The 18,607-nt window shown below is 43.3% G+C and carries 16 protein-coding genes, 1 other RNA gene and 1 pseudogene; 11 read left to right on the plus strand and 7 right to left on the minus strand.

The features are described from left to right. The first annotated feature begins 27 nt into the window (after positions 1–27). Positions 28–915 carry an META domain-containing protein gene (locus tag J3492_RS11290; protein ID WP_207992158.1) on the plus strand — a complete coding sequence of 296 codons (888 nt, stop codon included), beginning with the start codon at positions 28–30 and terminating at the stop codon, positions 913–915. 23 nt (positions 916–938) lie between these two features. On the opposite strand, the gene ruvC is transcribed toward J3492_RS11290, so the two are convergent. Beyond that, the gene (ruvC, locus tag J3492_RS11295; protein ID WP_207992159.1) at positions 939–1,523 is read right to left on the minus strand and encodes a crossover junction endodeoxyribonuclease RuvC; all 585 of its coding nucleotides are present in this window, start codon (positions 1,521–1,523) and stop codon (positions 939–941) included. A gap of 134 nt (positions 1,524–1,657) precedes the next feature. Between ruvC and J3492_RS11300 the strand changes: the two genes are divergently transcribed. After that, positions 1,658–2,278, plus strand: a complete 621-nt coding sequence (locus J3492_RS11300; RefSeq protein WP_207992160.1) for an FxsA family protein — start codon at positions 1,658–1,660, stop codon at positions 2,276–2,278. Between the two features lie 126 nt (positions 2,279–2,404). Here J3492_RS11300 and ssrS read toward each other — a convergent pair. Beyond that, positions 2,405–2,600, minus strand: a non-coding RNA gene (gene ssrS / locus J3492_RS11305) — 6S RNA. 294 nt (positions 2,601–2,894) lie between these two features. On the opposite strand from ssrS, the gene gpmI reads away from it, so the two are divergent. Both gpmI and J3492_RS11315 read left to right on the plus strand, forming a co-directional pair. Continuing rightward, positions 2,895–4,541, plus strand: coding sequence for a 2,3-bisphosphoglycerate-independent phosphoglycerate mutase (gene gpmI, locus J3492_RS11310; RefSeq protein WP_207992161.1), 1,647 nt, complete (start codon positions 2,895–2,897; stop codon positions 4,539–4,541). 167 nt (positions 4,542–4,708) lie between these two features. Then, positions 4,709–6,238, plus strand: a complete 1,530-nt coding sequence (locus J3492_RS11315) for a S41 family peptidase (RefSeq protein WP_207992162.1) — start codon at positions 4,709–4,711, stop codon at positions 6,236–6,238. A 31-nt stretch (positions 6,239–6,269) separates the two neighbouring features. On the opposite strand, the gene J3492_RS11320 is transcribed toward J3492_RS11315, so the two are convergent. The 3 genes from J3492_RS11320 to J3492_RS11330 all read right to left on the minus strand — a co-directional run bounded on the left by J3492_RS11320 (position 6,270) and on the right by J3492_RS11330 (position 10,755). Continuing rightward, on the minus strand, positions 6,270–7,874 hold the full coding sequence (locus tag J3492_RS11320; protein ID WP_207992163.1) for a sigma-54-dependent transcriptional regulator: 1,605 nt from the start codon (positions 7,872–7,874) through the stop codon (positions 6,270–6,272). 235 nt (positions 7,875–8,109) lie between these two features. Beyond that, positions 8,110–9,921 carry a sensor histidine kinase gene (locus J3492_RS11325; RefSeq protein ID WP_207992164.1) on the minus strand — a complete coding sequence of 604 codons (1,812 nt, stop codon included), beginning with the start codon at positions 9,919–9,921 and terminating at the stop codon, positions 8,110–8,112. A 198-nt stretch (positions 9,922–10,119) separates the two neighbouring features. Then, positions 10,120–10,755, minus strand: a complete 636-nt coding sequence (locus J3492_RS11330; RefSeq protein ID WP_207992165.1) for a response regulator — start codon at positions 10,753–10,755, stop codon at positions 10,120–10,122. A 408-nt stretch (positions 10,756–11,163) separates the two neighbouring features. On the opposite strand from J3492_RS11330, the gene J3492_RS11335 reads away from it, so the two are divergent. Next, complete coding sequence (locus J3492_RS11335; RefSeq protein WP_207992166.1) at positions 11,164–12,240, plus strand: serine hydrolase; 1,077 nt, start codon at positions 11,164–11,166, stop codon at positions 12,238–12,240. Between the two features lie 145 nt (positions 12,241–12,385). Further along, entirely contained in the window at positions 12,386–13,078 is a 693-nt protein-coding gene (locus J3492_RS11340) for a thiamine phosphate synthase (protein WP_243453232.1), read from the plus strand. A gap of 143 nt (positions 13,079–13,221) precedes the next feature. Here the strand turns inward: J3492_RS11340 and J3492_RS11345 are convergent, their stop codons facing one another. After that, on the minus strand, positions 13,222–13,551 hold the full coding sequence (locus J3492_RS11345) for a TraR/DksA family transcriptional regulator (RefSeq protein WP_207992167.1): 330 nt from the start codon (positions 13,549–13,551) through the stop codon (positions 13,222–13,224). Between the two features lie 528 nt (positions 13,552–14,079). Here J3492_RS11345 and J3492_RS11350 point away from each other — a divergent pair. From J3492_RS11350 to ruvA, 4 genes are all read left to right on the plus strand, one after another. Beyond that, positions 14,080–15,294, plus strand: a complete 1,215-nt coding sequence (locus J3492_RS11350; protein ID WP_207992168.1) for a phosphoglycerate kinase — start codon at positions 14,080–14,082, stop codon at positions 15,292–15,294. A gap of 225 nt (positions 15,295–15,519) precedes the next feature. After that, complete coding sequence (locus J3492_RS11355) at positions 15,520–15,951, plus strand: hypothetical protein (protein WP_207992169.1); 432 nt, start codon at positions 15,520–15,522, stop codon at positions 15,949–15,951. 444 nt (positions 15,952–16,395) lie between these two features. Further along, positions 16,396–17,433: a class II fructose-bisphosphate aldolase gene (fba, locus tag J3492_RS11360; protein ID WP_207992170.1), complete on the plus strand. Its 1,038-nt coding sequence runs from the start codon at positions 16,396–16,398 to the stop codon at positions 17,431–17,433. 109 nt (positions 17,434–17,542) lie between these two features. Then, positions 17,543–18,163 (plus strand): Holliday junction branch migration protein RuvA, encoded by a 621-nt coding sequence (gene ruvA, locus J3492_RS11365; protein WP_207992171.1) that lies wholly within the window; start codon positions 17,543–17,545, stop codon positions 18,161–18,163. On the opposite strand, the gene J3492_RS13390 is transcribed toward ruvA, so the two are convergent. Next, positions 18,160–18,291, minus strand: a complete 132-nt coding sequence (locus J3492_RS13390; protein ID WP_279381163.1) for a hypothetical protein — start codon at positions 18,289–18,291, stop codon at positions 18,160–18,162. The genes ruvA and J3492_RS13390 overlap by 4 nt on opposite strands. Before the next feature lie 62 nt (positions 18,292–18,353). Between J3492_RS13390 and J3492_RS11370 the strand changes: the two are divergent. After that, a pseudogene (locus tag J3492_RS11370) lies at positions 18,354–18,607 on the plus strand (RNA-guided endonuclease InsQ/TnpB family protein); the annotation flags it as partial.

Genomic DNA, 18,607 nt, shown 5'->3' on the forward strand with positions numbered 1-18,607 from the left:
TAGATTTGCAATACAATAGGTGTCATTATGAAATCGATTCTGAAACTTGGATTGTTGTCTGGTTTGTTAGCGACAAGTATGCTCTTAAGTGCCTGTAACGGTACTTCGACCGCAAGCGATGAGCAGGCCAAAGACAAACAAGCTGATATCACTGAAGAAGCTGTGGTGACTGAAGATGTAGCAGAGTCTGCTCCAGATAGCGTAAGTGTTGAGCAGCAAATGATAAATGAGCTGGTGCGTTATCGTTGGACATTAGCCGAAGCAACTGATAACAGCATGCAACCGCTGACGTCACTAATGGATATTAAAGAGCAAGTCACCTTGACGTTTAATCATCGTCAAGGCCAAAACACAATCAGCTATAGTGTAGGGTGCAATCTGATCAATGCCACGTATCGATTACAAGACCAAACGATGTTAACTGAAAACAGCATGAGTACTGAAATGCTGTGCGAAGATCTAAACCAAGCTGAGGATGAGCTTAATCAATTGATGCAAGGTGAGAGCCAGTTGACTTTGGCCAAAAGTACACCGCCTACCTTGACTCAAGTTACTCATGACGCCAACACCTTGGTGTGGCAAGGTGCGTTGACCGCACAAGCGAAATACAATACCAAAGGCGAGACGATATTTTGGGCAGTACGCTCTGCCACTCAGCCTTGTATGGGTAACAGTACACAGTCCTGTTTACAGATCAAGCCGATTACTTATGATGATCAGGGACTAAAGACACATGAAGGCGAATGGACAGAGTTTGCAGGAACCATTGATGGTTATCAGCACGATACTGCGCATGAGCAAGTATTGCGTCTACAGCGTTATAAACTAGATACTAGTGGTGCAGCAGCTAATAGCTCAGCGGAAAACTACGCTTATGTCTTGGACTCTGTGATCGAAAGCAAAGTGGTTGAATAGCCCAGTGCCGCTATAAAAGATCGTTAGCGCAAACTGCCCAAGTCTTCCTCGGTTAAGCGCCAACGTCCTTTTTTCTTGGAAGCACCCCGCCCGCGCAGGGCACTATTAAGTATGAGCTTATTCATGGAATGGCTTGAGTGCGCATGGCAAATGGCGCAGGCAAGCCCATCAGCCGCATCCTGCTGTGGTACCACTTCTAAAGACAATATACGGCAAACCATCTCTTGTACTTGGTCTTTAGCAGCAGCACCATAGCCACACACGGCTTGCTTAATCTGACGGGCGGTATATTCAGACACCTCTAAATCTAACGCCACCATGGCTGCTATCGCCGCCCCTCGTGCTTGTCCAAGTTTGAGCGCTGAATCAGGGTTTTCTGCCATAAATACCTGTTCGATAGCCGTATGAATAGGTTCATTGGCATATTTTAAATGATGCTCAGTGATGCGTGTTAACCCGTTAAAAATACGCTTGAGACGTTCAGGCATCTCTTTAGTTTCGGTGCGAATGGTCCCTGCATCAATAAAGGTGAGCTTATCCCCTGTTTGCTGAACGATCCCATAACCCGTCATACGAGAGCCCGGATCAATCCCGATTATAATTGCCATAATTTTCCATATTTCTTAAAAATCAATCTTAAGTTTGATAGTATAGCAAGCCATCCCCATATACATGACAAGTTAACCAATTTAATTTGCATAGCACTTCATTTATTCAGTTTAAAAATATAGGACGACACTTTATGGGTCAGATAGTCGGTATAGCCATTGTTTGGTTTATTATAGAAATGCTGCTGTGGTACTTAATTGCACAGTTTATCAGTGGCTGGTGGGTTTTTATTTGGTTTATTATCGCCGCTGTTATCGGTATTTCACTGATTCGCAAAGGTATGGCTGCTCTCAATCCGATGGCGCAGCAGATGAAAGCTGGTGGCATGATGAATCCGGCTATGCGCCCTCAAGAGTCCACTATGATTAAGAGTGTTGCCATGGCCGTGGCTGGTATCTTATTGCTGATTCCAGGCGTGCTTAGTGATTTATTGGCGCTGTTGGTGATCCTGCCACCAGTCCAAAAAAAGCTCAAAGATATGGCCAACAACTATGTCATGAATAACCAGCAGAAAATGATGGAGATGATGGCCAAACAGATGGGTGGACAAATGGGCGGTCAAAATCCATTTGGTGGTATGGGTGGCCAAAACCCGTTCGGCGGTGCAGGTGGTATGGGTGGCCAAAACCCCTTTGGCAATCAGCAGCAAAACCCATTTGGTGATGTCTATAAGCAAAACACGACCGTTGATGGTACGGCCAAAACTGTGCCGAAAGATGTCAAAAAGATTACCAAGTCAGCCAATGATGAATAATTTTAAATCGACCGCAATACGATCATAAGGGTATAAGGTTTATATACAGTCAACATAATAAAAGCCCCTCTCGCCAATGACGAAAGGGGCTTTTATTGGAAGTTACTAAAAAGCTAACCACCGAATTTGACAACCGAAGTGCCGCCGTAAGATGGTGACCCATGAACCGTGAAGTTCAAGGCGGATACGTCATTGCCTCTATAGGTTTCCTGATACACCGCAAGCGGTGCAGGCATACACAACGAAGCAATAGATAGCGCATCCTAGTAAAGCATTATCGGCTCAGGGAATAAACATCTACTAGCCAACACTTCAGAATAGTTTTATCTTAACCAATGATATTGATGATTGCAAGTCTGATTTACGTTTGTATTTTAAAACCAACCTTTACGCCAGCATTGAAACGAGCATCAGCCATCATTCCCATTTATAACCTGAGTAGAGTGTTGTCATTTGTATAATGGCTTAGTGATAAGCCTATTAATAATAAGCCTGCTTTGTGTTAAAAAGTGTTGAATTTTTAGCTATTTTGAGATATGTGGTAAGATAGGGAGCTTTCAACACCTTAAATAAGTTTAGTACAGTAGGCGTTCATTCACATGAGGAGCGGTAATCTATGACCAATAAGCAGCAACAATCAAAGAATATTAACGACAATCAAGCACAAGATGGGGCAACACAGAATAAAAAAATACCAAATGTCTTGATGATATTAGATGGTTTTGGCCATCGTGAAGATGAAAAGGATAATGCCATTGCCGCTGCTAATACGCCAAATTTAGATAAGATTTATGAGCAGTATCCACATGGGTTGATATCAGCCTCTGGTGAGGACGTGGGTCTACCAGACGGGCAGTTTGGTAACTCAGAAGTTGGGCATATGAATCTGGGTGCAGGTCGAGTGCTGTACCAAGACTCTACTCGTATCTCTAGTGAAATCGTTAATCGAGAGTTTTATAAAAACGAAGCTTTAGTCGATGCTGTCAAGGCTGCAAATGACTTGGATGGCAACGTACATATCATGGGCTTGCTCTCTGATGGTGGTGTACACTCACATCAAGATCATATCGAGGCGATGTGTCACTCAGCATTGGTGCATGGTGCAAAAAATGTGTTTGTACATTGTTTCTTAGATGGGCGTGACACCCCACCTAAGTCCGCTGACAAATACATCAGTCGTCTAAAAGATCATATCAATCAATTGAATGCTCATTATGAGGGTGGCCGAGTAAAAATCGCAAGTATCATTGGTCGCTACTATGCTATGGATCGTGACAATCGTTGGGATCGAGTACAAAAGGCTTATGAACTACTTACCGAAGGCAAAGCAGATCGCCTAGCAACACGGGCGGACGGAGCGGTGCAAGCGGCTTATAAAGCACGTGAGACGGATGAGTTTGTCAGCCCAACGACAGTGATTGGCCGTGATGAGGTCCCTTATACCGTTGATGATAATGATGCTCTGATTTTTATGAACTTCCGTGCTGATCGTGCACGTGAGTTGGCTCAAGCTTTTGTATTACCAGATCATGAGTTTTCAGGATTTTCTCGCCATAAGCAGCCCAAGCTTGCAGCATTTGTTATGTTGACCAAATACTCAGATGAGCTGGCTGACAACCCCAAAACCAGTGTTGCTTATCACCCAGCGTCATTGTTAAATACATTGGGTGAGTTTTTGCAAGATGCAGGAAAAACCCAGCTGCGTATTGCTGAAACAGAAAAGTATGCGCATGTCACGTTTTTCTTTAGTGGCGGACGTGAAGAAGAGTATGAGGGAGAAACCCGCATCTTAGTCCCATCTCCAGATGTGGCTACCTATGATTTACAGCCTGAAATGAGCGCCCCTGAAGTTACGGACAAGCTGGTCGCTGCTATCGAATCAGGCAAATACGATGTGCTAATCGTAAACTACGCAAATGGTGATATGGTTGGTCATACCGGTGTCTTTGAGGCCGCTGTACAGGCAGTAGAAGCACTAGACGTCTGTGTGGGTCGTATTGAGTCTGCGGTTCGTGCTGCTGGCGGCAACATGCTCATCACTGCAGACCATGGTAACTGTGAGCAGATGCAGGACTATGAGAGTGGACAAGTACATACCCAGCATACAACCGAGCATGTGCCACTGATTTATGTGGGTGACAAAAAGGTATCGGTACGCAGTGGTGGCAAGCTTAGTGATATTGCGCCAACTATTTTGACCTTGATGGATATCAATCCACCAGCTGAAATGACAGGTAAAAATCTCTTGGACTCTGCTTCCTGATATTTATACTTCAAATTAGAGAGGTTATTAGGGCGTGCTGAACATTCGATCATGGTACAGACAATGTCTATTTTTGAATGTTCAACAAGCCCTATTTTTCTTGTTTATAATGACCGCCTCAAACGGTGCTAATATTTCCCTGTTTCTGATTTAATACGAGCCTTATTATGCGCTTATTTGCTCTAAAGACAGCCACCAAGCCAACTGCTTTAGCATGGATACCGCCTGCTTTTTTTAGAATGGTATCTGTATGTAGGAGCGCAGCTTTAGGCTTGGGCTTACTAGGTTTTGTGGCTGGCATTCATGCGCAAGCAGCCAGTCCTGACTCAGGCAATACTGCTAAAGGTCATGACAATCCCACAGCAGATTTGCAGCTCATTGATCTCAATGCTAGTGAGGCGCCGGTAAATAAAAGTCTTGACGATCTGTCTGAGATTGATATGGTGAGTGCTGCCGATGAGACAGAGGGGTGGACAGATGATATAGATGCTCAAAGAGACCTGTCAGCGTTAGATGATTCAGACGTCAGTTATGCTGAAGTACCCGAAGACGTTGCACAAGTATCTTTGAGCGCCATCTCACCTGAAACACTCAAGACATTTGTAGCGGCCATAGATTTAGTGCGCAAAGAGTATATAGAGCCAGTCAACGATGAGACGCTTTTTAATAACGCCATGAGTGGTATGCTGACCAAGCTCGATAGCCATGCTGAGTTTTTAGACGCAGAAGCGTACGAGAATTTGCGTGCCTTTACTCAAGGAGATGTGGGTGATATCGGAGTAAGTGCTGAGTATCACTCGGATGAAGGACATTGGGTAATAACACAAGTGCTCCCCGACTCTCATGCCGATAAGAAAGGTATCGTGGTTGGTGATTATCTCCATCAGATTGATGAGTTTAAACTGGATGAGTACAAGCAAGCCAATGATATCAAACAACTGCTAAATGGTATCGCTGGTACGCAAGTTGATGTTATTACTTCTAAAGCAGGGCGTCGTAAGCGTACCGTGACGCTGCAGCGTAACAACAGCCACCCACAAACTATAGATATAAAGCTAGTCGATAGGATGGCTGTGATTAAGCTGCCTGCTTTTCAGGATAACAGTCGTGAACAAATTTTACATAGCTTAGCAAGCCTAGAGGCTCCTGTTGCTGGCATACTGCTTGATTTACGTGACAATCCAGGTGGTGTATTGACATCAGCTGTTAAGGTCGCAAGCTTATTTATGAGTGATAAGGAAGTGGTGCAGGTTAAGAGCCGGCAAGACCCACTACATATTTTATCCACCCAAGGCAATGCGGTACTCAAGCCATTACCTGTCGTTGTTTTACAAAACCGCTATTCTGCATCGGCAGCAGAGGTGGTAGCAAGCAGTCTACAAACACAAAAGCGTGCAACCATCGTCGGTGAAGTCAGTTATGGTAAAGGCTCGGTACAATCGGTACTGCCACTGAATGATGAACAAGCTATTAAGCTCACAGTCGCACACTATCTAACCCCAACAGGTAGAGACATTGACAAGGTCGGTGTACAACCTGATGTTTCTTTGTCTGGTGAGCAAAACATGTGGGAGCACCAAGCACTTGAGCTCTTGAGTCAGCAGCTACACTCATCTGGTATACGTTTTGTACGAAAGGGTCAGGCTGAGCAGGATGCGTCTACCCAAAACAGTATTCAACAAGAAACTGCACCATAAAGTCAGTTAAAAGCATCCGGTCTTGCCAAGCTCAATCTTCATCAATCTCAAGCTTTTTCATACGATAGCGTAATGAGCGAAACGTCGTACCTAGCAGCTCTGCCGCCTGAGTTTTATTGCCTTCTGTTTCCTCCAGTGCCTGAATAATCAATTGCTTCTCTTGCTCTTGTAGATAGGCTTCTAAACCTTGCTTTGGCAATGCCACCTCAGAGCGATCTGGTGATGATGATCGTTGATTGTCATCATTATGAGATGATGATGGTTGCTTGATATGAGTGGCATGAGCACTGGAGGCTTGTATGGCAGATATATTATATTGCTGATTATGAGTACGGTAGGGATGTAAGTTACTGGTCGTATATCTGGTACTATTATGAGCTTGGTCACTTGCCATCACAGGACTTTGACGACTGTCTCTTACAGCGGCATCGCTTTCAGTATTGTGTTGAGGCGCAGTATCATCACTTAAGGGTGGTAGACCTAAATGCTCACTATCTATGACTGAGGTTTCAGCTAAGGTGATCGCTCGTTCTAATATATTGCGCAGTTCCCGAACGTTTCCAGAAAACTCATGGGCTTGTAGGCGCTGGCGGGCAGTATCTGTTAACTGTGGCGGGAGATCTAACTGCCATTCACTAGCGATCTGTGCTAAAAAATACTCTGAAAGTACAGGAATATCATCACGACGTGCTTTTAGTGTTGGTAGCTTTAATTCGATAACATTAATACGATAGTACAAATCTTGCCGAAAATCGCCACATTTGACTAAGTTATTAAGATCTTTATGCGTGGCAGATAATATACGAATATCGACAGGAGTCTCTTTAGTATCGCCAATAGCACGGACTGTCTTTTCTTGAATAGCACGCAGTAGTTTGACTTGCATGGCCAAAGGCAAGTCTGCCACCTCATCCAAAAACAAAGTACCTCCATTGGCCTGTTGGAAAAGCCCTTGCTTATCTGTCACTGCTCCAGTAAAGCTGCCTTTTTTATGACCGAAGAACTCTGACTCCATCAGCTCTGAAGGGATGGCACCACAGTTGACGGGTACAAAGCTACCATCACGGCGTGGACTTAAGTCATGAATAAGTCTGGCGACCACCTCCTTACCTGTCCCTGAAGCGCCTGATAAAAATACCGGTGCTTGCGATCGAGCCAATTTAACAATGGTCTTTTTTAGCGCCTGCATTACTGTGGAATCGCCAATCAAGCGACTGTCTAACAAATCCTGCTCTGGCGTACGTTCATCTGATGTTTGGGTTGCGTTGTCTTGTTGGACGACCTTAAGTGCGTTTTCGACCAATTGGCGTAGTCGTGGTAGCTCAAGTGGTTTATTGACAAAGTCAAAGGCACCAAGTTTGAGCGCTTCAATTGCCAAGTCCATACTGCCGTGAGCTGTGATGACAGCGACAGGGGTGTCTGAGTGTCGATTGATATGCTTTACCAAGTCTAGACCAGAGCCATCTGGCAGCTTTAAATCAGTTAGGCAAAAATCGTAATCATTGTCATCCCAGTAAGATTTTGCTTGCGATAATGTGTAAGCAACATCACTTTTTATGCCCATCTTTGTCAGCGTAATTTGCATGAGTCGGCATAAATCCACCTCATCATCGACGACCAGTGCGGTTGCTGCCATTTGTTATCTCCTGCCTTAAATAAATAGTGGCTAATAAGTCGATCTATGAAACATAAAGACTAATTGCAGATTATATTGACTGTACTTCTTTTATCCAATACTCACTATAAATAGATATTAATATAAAAGCGACGTTAGGTACATTGAAAGCCACCTTAATCGGTGATTTCGTTTTATGTTTAGTGTGTGTTTTAAGCTTTTGCTCAACAGCAATCAGCTGATTTGATGAAAGTAGTTATTCAGTAGAATACGTGCCCTTAGGTACAATCAGTCTAAAGCAGGTTTTTTCATGCTGCTCGACATAGAGCAGTCTAGCATGGTTTGCCTCACTAAATGCTTGAGATAAATACAAACCCAATCCTGTACCGTTTTTGTCTGTGGTAAAGAATGGGTCAAATAAGTGTTCAATATCATCTACACTGACACCTTTGCCGTCATCCAACACGTCGATTATGACATCATCATTTACATGATATATCTCGACTTCGACATAGGCATGCGGATGAGATTGACTGCTATAAAATAAACCATTATTAATAAGGTTGATCAAAATTTGTTCCAGTTGATGGATATCAAACTCTATGACGGGTTGTTTAGAGATCTTTAGAAAGACATCATGATTACGAAAGTGGTTTTCTAAAAGCAGTGGTACCCAGACGGCAAGCTCTATGGTTTTTTTGTGAGGAGACTGTTGCCGCGAGAGCTTAAGAACATCTTCAATGATACGATTGACACGTTTGGTCTGCTCAAAAATCATCTGATACAGCTCAATATTGGCATCACTATTACTGGTGCTGGTGGGCTGTAGGGAAGTGTCGTCTGCTTGATTGGAGTCGCTAAAACCCTTGCCTATAGGGTCTGAGCTGTCAAAAACATCCTCCATCAGTAGCTGACTGGCTTGTGAGATAGCGGCTAGAGGATTACGAATCTCATGAGCAATACTCGCTGTCAGCTGTCCCAGATAGGCAAGCTTTAATTGTTGTGCGTTGGCCTGCTCACGGCGCAAGTCTTCGAGCAAGACCAATTGACTGCCATCCTTTAACGGGATGACTTGTACCCGCAGCTTACCTACCAATGAGGTATCAGCTGTTTTGGGCAACTCATATATGAAGCTGTGAGTTTGTTCAGGAGCGACAGATAGGCAGTTGTTGAGTAGCTTGTCATGAAGCTGCCCCAGCTGCTGCTCAAACTCAGTGAGTGGGTTATGGTGGTTTTTAAATTTCCGCTGTCGCTGTCGCAAATTACCAGGCTCTTGTAGATGCTCGCTAGAATATATAGGTACGGAGAGTGACATCGAGTCCTGTACTTCAGTCATGCCGAGCAGCTGATAGGTGGCGTGGTTTGCTAAGACAATATGTTGTTGGTCGATAACCATCACACCATTTAGCATATGACTGATGACTTCTTTATTAATGGCATTCAAGCGCTCGACTTCTTCTGCTTGCCGTAGAGCGAATCTTTCGACTTGTACCAAGCGTTGAGAGATAGACCAGCTTAAAAGACCCACAGCTAAAAAGCTTGCTGACATCAGTAAGGCGTCCCCTAAGTTGGTCAGACTAAAACTGTTGGCAATAGCATAAAAAAACTGCTGATAGATAACAAAGATAATCGCCAGTAGGGTGATAGCAAGGGCTTTTGCACCTCGCAATAACATAAAACTTGCTGCAACCACGACCATATAAAGCATGGTCAACTGTAAATCTGGTGCACCACTAGTATACAATAGCAAGCTTAATATCACGACATCGAGCACCAAGCCAAGGGCCAGTTGCTGCCTTTGCTGTTTAGTTGTTACATAAAAGAGTGCAAGTAAAATCAGACTGATAACTAAATAAAAGGCTAGAGCGGTTTGCTGTACCAAGCTGGGTAAAAACTGGCTAGCGTCTGATTTTGTTTCGATGTATACCATCAATAGAAAAAAAGCACTAAGTACCAACCGATAAGTATTATAAATAAGTCCAAGCTTACGCAGCTGTTCTACAGGTAGGGTATCCCCGTGTTGTAGTAATCTAACAATGGCAGTAATTTTTTTGGCAGCAGGTTTCATGTAGCGCTCAGTATAGTTTGGCTAAATAAGTAGGGATGTATAGCGGACTGAATAATAGCAAAATATATTTATCTAATAGCGTATAAAAAGCCATTTAGCCGAAATATATCGAGCAATAATACTATAGAGAGTGATTAAAAATAAGAGTGGCTTGGTGAGTTATATCTTTAGCAGGTTATATCATTGAAGTATAAACTTCTAAGGCTGTATTAATCCATGGCGTATGGCCAAATGAGTCAGTTTCACATCGCTATCAACACCAACCTTTTCATAAATACGATAACGGTATGTATTGATTGTTTTTACACTCACAAACAGCTGATCTGCAATTTGTTGCGGGCTTTGGCAGTTAACCACCATCATGGCCACTTGTTTTTCACGAGCGCTTAGTAAATCAAAAGGGGAGTTGGCATTGTCTGATAACAACACCTCTGCCAATTGTTCTGCAACATCTTGACTAAAATAGCGTCCTCCTTGATATATTTTTTTGATAGCCAGTATCATCTCATCAAGCGGTGTGCCTTTAGTAATATAGCCATTAACACCAGCTTTGATTAACATTGAAGGGTATGGCTGTGCTGCCATGCTACTTACTGCCAAAATCTTGATACCCATATCCAGCTGAATCAGACGTTTGGTCGCCTCTAAACCACCGATATTAGGCATATTGACATCGAGTAAAACGACATCTGGTTTTAGCTGCTTGGCCAGCTTGAGCGCCATATCGCCGCTGTCGGCTTCACCGACCACTTCAATATCAGCGCTGTCAGCTAACATACGACTGATGCCCATACGTACTAAGTCGTGATCATCTACTACCAATACTCGAATCATAATTGAACTCTTTATTATTTAATAATCGTACTGCTTATATGGTTATACAAACCGTCATTTATATCATACTCATAAAAGGTATTGCATAAAATATCTATCAACCCAGTTGCAAAATAATTCATATAATGCTTGCTGATATCAGCAGAATCTGAGAAAGTAAGCTATAAATAAGCCATATTGCTCAAATGTTAATCAATATCACACAAGCCTAAATAGAGTGTAGCAAAGATTAACAATTCACAATAAAGCTTGAGAAGTCAAGCTGATAGATTAAACTAAAACGCAAACCATGATACACTAAACGTACAAAAACTCTATCTGAACACCTTTAATCATACTTAGATATACAATACGTGTTAAGCGTTTACAATTTTAGTTACTGATGCGATAGCCATAGCAGGGGGAATAATGAAAAAATTACCATTAACCAAACAGCAGTTAGTCGCTGCTATGATTTCTTTGAGTTTGGGCAGTGTGGCACAGGCTGCGCTCAGTATTAACAATAACACTGTTTCTGATTCTAGTGCTCGTATTGGTTGGGGCGGTGCTGATAGCTTAACCGAAGCCCGTAATATCATGTATAGCAGTAAAACAAACTCCTCTGCTATCAGAAAAGTGGATAACGGTTATGGGACAACCAACCTAACCAATACAAACAGTTTTGGTAGTAGCAATAACAGCTACAATACGACGTATCGCGGCAGCTTCGGTAGCAGTGATATGATACCGATTAGTACAAACTCCCGTAGTGTGGTCGTGGTCGATGCCCAAACAGGCGAATCTATCTATGAAAAAGACGCAGATATCGCACGTCCGATTGCCAGTATTACCAAGCTGATGACTGCTATGGTAGTACTAGATAGCGGTCTAGATATGCGTGAAGAGATTATCCTTGATCCAGAGGATTTTGTAGGTCCTAAACGTGCCAGCTCACGTCTGAAGTCCGGCGATCGTATGAACCGTGCTGAGCTATTGCTGATGACCTTGATGAAGTCAGAAAACCCTGCTGCAAAAAGCCTAGCGCGTAACTATCCAGGTGGCTATTCTGCTTTTATGCGTGCTATGAATCGTAAGGCTAAAGAAATAGGCATGACCACAGCTTACTTTGGTGATCCAACTGGCCTTGATAAGCGCAATGTATCGTCACCAAATGACTTGGTAAAAATGGTACGTGCTGCTGGCGAGTATGATGTGATCCGTCGTTTTTCTACCACTAAGAGCTATGACTTCTTTGTTGCCAACTATTCGAGCGGCAACCGTACTTACAAGGCCAATAACACCAGCAGCTTAGTGCGTGCCGGAAACTACCCAATTGGTATCTCAAAGACAGGCTTTATCAATGAAGCCGGTCGTAGCGTGGTCATGGAAACTCATGTCAACAACCGTCCAGCTATTATTGTTATTTTAGGGGCCAATAGCTCTGCCACCCGTTGGGGTGATGCCAAAAATATCTTAACCAGTCTGGCGACTCGCCGTACCGTATAAGTACTTTATGATCTCATTAGCGTTTGATGTGATTGAGATCTGTTTAAATGATCAACGTATGCCAGTAAGGTTTTAGTGATACGAAAAAGGTCGTTATCTATGATAATGGCCTTTTTTTAGCTTTTTTAAAATGTAGAGGGTTTATATGACGATGCCATCGACCTTAAATAAAATAGCGGCACCTATACTGTATTTGCTGACCAACGATGATGACTTTAATCTATTGTACGCCAAGCTAGAGGTTGCGCTTGCTACAGGGGTAGTTGGGTTATTACAAATCAGGCGCAAGCAAGTACTGGCACTGTCTGATGGGAAGGTTAAGCTGTTTGAAGAAGCGCAAAAACTAGTGGCATTGGCAGATCAGTATTCAGTACCTGTCGTAATCAATGATGACATTGCTTTGGCGGCAAAGCTGGGCGTTGGTGTGCATTTAGGCCAAGGCGATGGCGATATTGACAAGGCAAAGCAGATGTTAAGCCCTAATCAGATTATTGGGCGTACTTGTCATGGTGATATCACATTGGTAAAAAAAGCACAGCAAGAAGGCGCAACTTATGCCGCAATGGGGGCGATTTTTACTTCTACAACCAAACCTCAAGCCCATACCATCTCATCTCAACAGCTCACAGAAGGCTGTCAACAGAGTATTGATATCTGTGTGATAGGTGGTCTAACTGCTGAAAATATCAATCAACTAAGCCCGCTTCCACTAACTTATATCGCAGTAGTGGGTGATATCATGGATTTACCGATAGACGCCATCGAAGGGCGCTGTCAGCAGTGGCAACAGGCACTTGAGAATTGGCAGCTACCTACGCCACAAAGTCAAAGTCTGTAGAGTGTTTAAAGATAATACTCATAAAGACCACCGCTTGAGTGACTCAAATACACAGCGTAAAAGATACAGATTGTGAATGCAGCTACTTCGACGCCTATCTTTAGTAGCGATAAAAAAGTGCTTTTATAAATGTGAATAAAGATTTATTCGGCATGTTTCATACATAAGGTGGCATACGGTAGGGCTTCTAAGCGTTTAACTTCTATATCTTCACCACATACCTCGCACTCTCCATAAGTACCGTTTTCGATACGGCTTAGAGCATTCTCTACATAAATAAGGCTTTGACGGGCTTCACCTAATAAGGTTTTGCGCATATCGTTTTGACGATAAGAGATGGCTTGGTCATCCCAGTGTTCACTCAAGTCATCTTGCGGATGCTGAATGTGGTCTTCGATCTTATCGATGCGAGTTTGGTACTCTTCTTTGAGCTTTAGTAGTTCTTTTTTTGCAATATCAAAATCAATACTCATGATAATCTCCTAAATTGATACTTTTTCTGATGATTTGATCGTTCTCCACTTTATTATTGAGCGTCTATAATAACGTACTTAAACCCGTCAGACAGCTGAGATTTTGTCTAAGCCATTATCGATAGCTACGTTATTGATAGGCACTGGTTAAGATAATATTGGAGAGCGACTATTGGGTATTATTGTTATTTGATGCTTTTATCATAAGGGGAATAAATGCCGTGCGCCACCACAAAATGTTAATGAGCGCTTTATGGTGTATGTCAGGTTTTAAATAATAGATTTCCGACAAACGGTTATGAATGGTAGATGTACTGAATAACATGAGGCTATTTGATACTTCAGACGAATGCAATCATAGGCCACAGTGATAGTAATGCGTGTGGGTCATTAAGAGCTGGCAAATAGTCTTATTTAAAAAGCCAACGTTATGATAAACTCTTGCCTAAAATACGCGCTATATGACAGCTATCAAGTGTCGTAAATAAACTTAGTAATCGATATATACACATAGGAGTGGGACTGACAATGAACTTTTTGCGTATGAGCGAGCTGACGTTGACAGACAAAGTAGTACTGATTCGTGAAGATCTCAATGTGCCTATTAAGGACGGAAAAGTAGCAAGCGATGCCCGTTTAAAAGCGAGTCTGCCAACGATCAAGATGGCTTTAGATAAAGGCGCTGCAGTGATTGTTTGTTCGCATTTAGGCCGCCCAACAGAAGGGACGGTAGAAAAGAGATACTCTCTTGCTCCGGTTGCTGATTATTTAACGCAGCAGCTAAACGAACAACTCACAAAACCGGTGAGTCTGAGCGGTGACTATTTAGAGACAGGGGTCGATATCAAGGCTGGCGAGGTCGTATTGTTAGAAAACGTACGCTTCAATAAGGGTGAAAAAAGCAACGATACGACATTAGCAAACGCTTATGCGGATCTATGTGATGTGTTTGTGATGGATGCTTTTGGCACAGCACATCGTGCGCAGGCTTCTACCGAAGGCGTGACACAAGCGATGCGGCAGGCTGGAAAAACAGTTTGCGCAGGGCCACTCCTCGCAGCAGAGCTCGATGCTTTGAGTCTAGCGCTAGAGACTCCCGCACAACCGATGCTCGCAATAGTAGGTGGCTCAAAAGTATCTACTAAACTTGAGGTGCTGCACAGCTTGGCTGAGGTGTGTAGTCAAATTATTGTGGGTGGCGGGATTGCCAATACTTTCTTGGCGGCACAAGGCCATAGTGTCGGCTCATCTTTATATGAAGCAGACTTGGTAGAAACCGCCCGTAAAATCATGGAAAAAACCGAAATATTACTGCCTGAGTATGTCGTGGTAGCGGACAAAAACGAGATCAATTTTGATGATTTTGTTGGTTCGCTATCTCAAGTAAAAGCAACCGTTAAAGCAGTAAGCGATATCGGCGCTGATGATATGATCCTGGATATCGCAGCAAAGAGTGCTGAGCAACTGGCTGCTGCTATCTTAAATGCCAAAACGATCTTATGGAATGGTCCGGTCGGTGTTTTCGAAGTCGATGCGTTTGGTACTGGTACTGAAGTTTTGGCAACAGCGGTACAGAATAGTACAGGGTTCTCAATCGCTGGTGGCGGTGATACTTTAGCAGCGATTGATAAATATCAAGTTGCTGATGGGGTGAGCTATATGTCGACAGGCGGCGGTGCTTTCTTGGAATTTGTTGAAGGTAAGACGCTGCCAGCGGTAGCAGCATTACAAGTTGAAGATTAATACATAGCTTAGAAATAATAGATATACAAAAACTAAACCAATGCTGTTATAGTTTACAAATGACATTATCTATGTCATGTAGTATTAGGAATCGTAATTAATGACTATTATCAAGTAGTTATTATTTGTTAATGTGCTATAAACAATTATTGCATGTGTGATTTGCTATCTATAAAATAGCGCTACCTTGTATTTTTAATATGTATCATTTATTAGAGGTTTATTATGTTAAAACGTCATTTACTACTTGCTAGTGTCTTGGCTGGTACTTTTGCAGTTACCGCTTGTAGTCAACAAACTGAAGAGCAGGCTGAAGTGGCTGCCGCAGAAGCCGAAGTGGCTGCTGAGTCAGCTGGTGACGATATTGCTGCCAATACAGATGCCGCTGCTGCAGAAGCAGAAGCTGCTGCGCAAGACGCTGAAGCTACTGCACAAGAAGCAGGTGCTGAGCTGGCTGACAGTGCGGAGACTGCGGGTGCTGTCGCTACTGGCGCTGCTATCAATGCTGGCGAAGCCATCACTGAAGGTGCTAATAAAGCGGTTGAAGGCGCAGCCTCAGCGGTCGCTGACGGTGCTGATGCGGTCGAAGGTGCTGCTTCTGATGTTGCGGCCGATGCTGAAGCAAATGCCGAAGTTGCTGAAGACCAACAGTACTAAGTTAATATTTAGCAGCTAACTATATTAGTAGCTCATGATATATAGTCAGTATGACATAAAATCGACACACTGATATGAGTATTAGCCCTATATTCGTCTAATAGCGATGTCGCTCTAGTACGGTTAGCCTATCCTTATAAGCCTCACTGTCATAAAGCCCTGGTCATGACCAGGGCTTTTTCTTTTTTTGACCATTGTAAATGGCTTTAACCTCATGAGCAGTGGTAAACAGCGGTTAAATACTCTGCTAATCGCTACGAGAGCTGATGAATATTTGCTATAATCACGGGGCAATAAAACTGAGTGTATATTTATAACAGCTTTTATTATTTACCGTTATATCTAGATGTCATTATTCAGGCAGCTTGAGGATTCACCCGCTGGCGGCATTTTTTTATTGCGATTCATTTATCATTAAGTTACTTTTTAACCTGAGAGCGTTTTATGGCTTTAATCTCTTTACGTCAACTTTTAGATCATGCCGCTGAGCATAGCTATGGTGTACCTGCCTTTAATGTAAATAACTTAGAGCAAATGCGAGCGATTATGATGGCGGCAGATGCCTGTGATTCACCGGTCATCGTACAAGCCAGTGCTGGTGCACGTAAATACGCAGGCTCAGCGTTTTTACGTCATTTGGTGACTGCTGCTATTGAAGAGTGGCCACATATCCCAGTCGTTATGCATCAAGACCATGGTATGTCTCCAGCTATTTGTCAGCGCTCAATCCAGCTTGGCTTCTCATCTGTAATGATGGATGGTTCGCTCGGTGAAGATGGTAAAACGCCCATGGACTATGATTATAATGCCCGTGTTACCCGTGAAGTAGTCAAGCTAGCCCATGCTTGCGGCGTGTCTGTAGAAGGTGAGATTGGCTGTTTGGGCAGTTTAGAGACAGGTATGGCCGGTGAAGAAGATGGTTCTGGCGCTGAAGGCGTACTGGATCAAGAGCAGCTACTCACCAGCGCTGATGAGGCTGAGCAATTTGTAAAAGACACCAATGTAGATGCCTTGGCAATCGCTATCGGTACCAGTCATGGCGCATATAAGTTCACACGTCCACCAACAGGCGATATTCTATCTATTGAACGAGTAAAAGAGATTCATGCCCGTATTCCCGATACTCATCTAGTCATGCACGGCTCCTCATCAGTACCGCAAGAGTGGCTAAAAGTCATCAATGAGCATGGTGGTGATATTGGTGAGACGTACGGCGTGCCAGTTGAGCAAATTGTTGAGGCAATCAAGCATGGTGTACGTAAAGTAAATATCGATACGGATTTGCGTTTGGCATCAACAGGCGCTATCCGTAAATTTTTGGTAGACAACCCAAGTGAGTTTGATCCACGCAAGTACTTTAAAGCCTCTATGGTAGCGATGTCAGATATCTGTAGTGACCGCTTTGAAGCATTTGGCTCTGCAGGTCAAGCCCACAAGATTCGCCCGATTAGCCTCGAAGCAATGGTAGACTTTTATCAATAAACTATGTTGTTGATAAACAATTGGTTTTACGGCATACGTTAAGGCGTGAAAGAACACTCAATACGCCTTAATGAATGCTTTAACGAATAATGATGAGAGAGAATAAGTGATGATAGGGTTGATTATTGGTCAAGTGCATTATCTGATGGCGCCGACAGCCTGTATCATGACTGCTTCTGGTGTAGGCTATGATATTGAGTTGCCGCTACCTTCATTTTGTCAGTTGCAGCTTGAACAGCAAGCCAGTATTTGGACGCATTTTCATGTGCGTGACGATGCCCAGCTGTTGTATGGGTTTATTGACCGTAAAGAGCGGGATGTGTTTCGGCAGCTCATTAAAATAAATGGTGTCGGGGCTAAGATGGCATTAGCCATGCTGTCGGCCATGTCTCCTGCTGAATTAAAGATGCATGTTGAGCAAGAATCGGAAGCAGCATTAACGCGTATACCTGGTATCGGTAAAAAAACCGCCCAACGCTTATTGATCGAGCTCAAAGACAAGCTTAAAAATATCGAAGTGGACAGCAGTGGTCTTGAACCAGTTCAGCAGCCAGTCGCTGTGTCTCATGAGGGTAGTGTCATCGCTGAGGTGGAAGGTGCTTTGATTAGTTTAGGCTATAAAGAAAAAGAAGCCCAACAAGCCATTAAAGCTGCTAAAAATAATGGCGATGTCTATGAAGATACGCAAAGCTTGTTAAAAGCGACCTTACAGCAGTTGTCTGGTTTTTAGTACTGTTCATGATAGCAGGGCAGTACTGATTTGGTTTTATGTGCAAATAAGCGACACTGGTTGTCGCTTATTTTATCATCCAGCGCCGTAAAACCACGTCCTTCTAGAGCGTAGATATCAGGCGTCATCTGTTGTCACCTAAGATTGAACATGCCTTGATAACCAAACGCATTGAGATCATAATTACTCCATGAAAACGCTCAAACTACGCATCAAAGACAAACATGCCACTCAGCTCAATATCTTAGCTGGAGCGGTTAACTTTGTCTGGAATTACGTTAATGAGCTTAGTTTTAAACATTTACAGCGCACTGGCAAATTCTTTTCAGCCTATGACTTGGCCGCTTACACTAAAGGGGCGGGTGACTACCTGAATCTGCACAGTCAAACCTTGCAAGCGATCAGTGAGGTTCACGCTAAATCCCGTAAACAGTTTAAAAAAGC

This window comes from Psychrobacter coccoides (genome assembly GCF_017498085.1).
Taxonomy (GTDB): domain Bacteria; phylum Pseudomonadota; class Gammaproteobacteria; order Pseudomonadales; family Moraxellaceae; genus Psychrobacter; species Psychrobacter coccoides.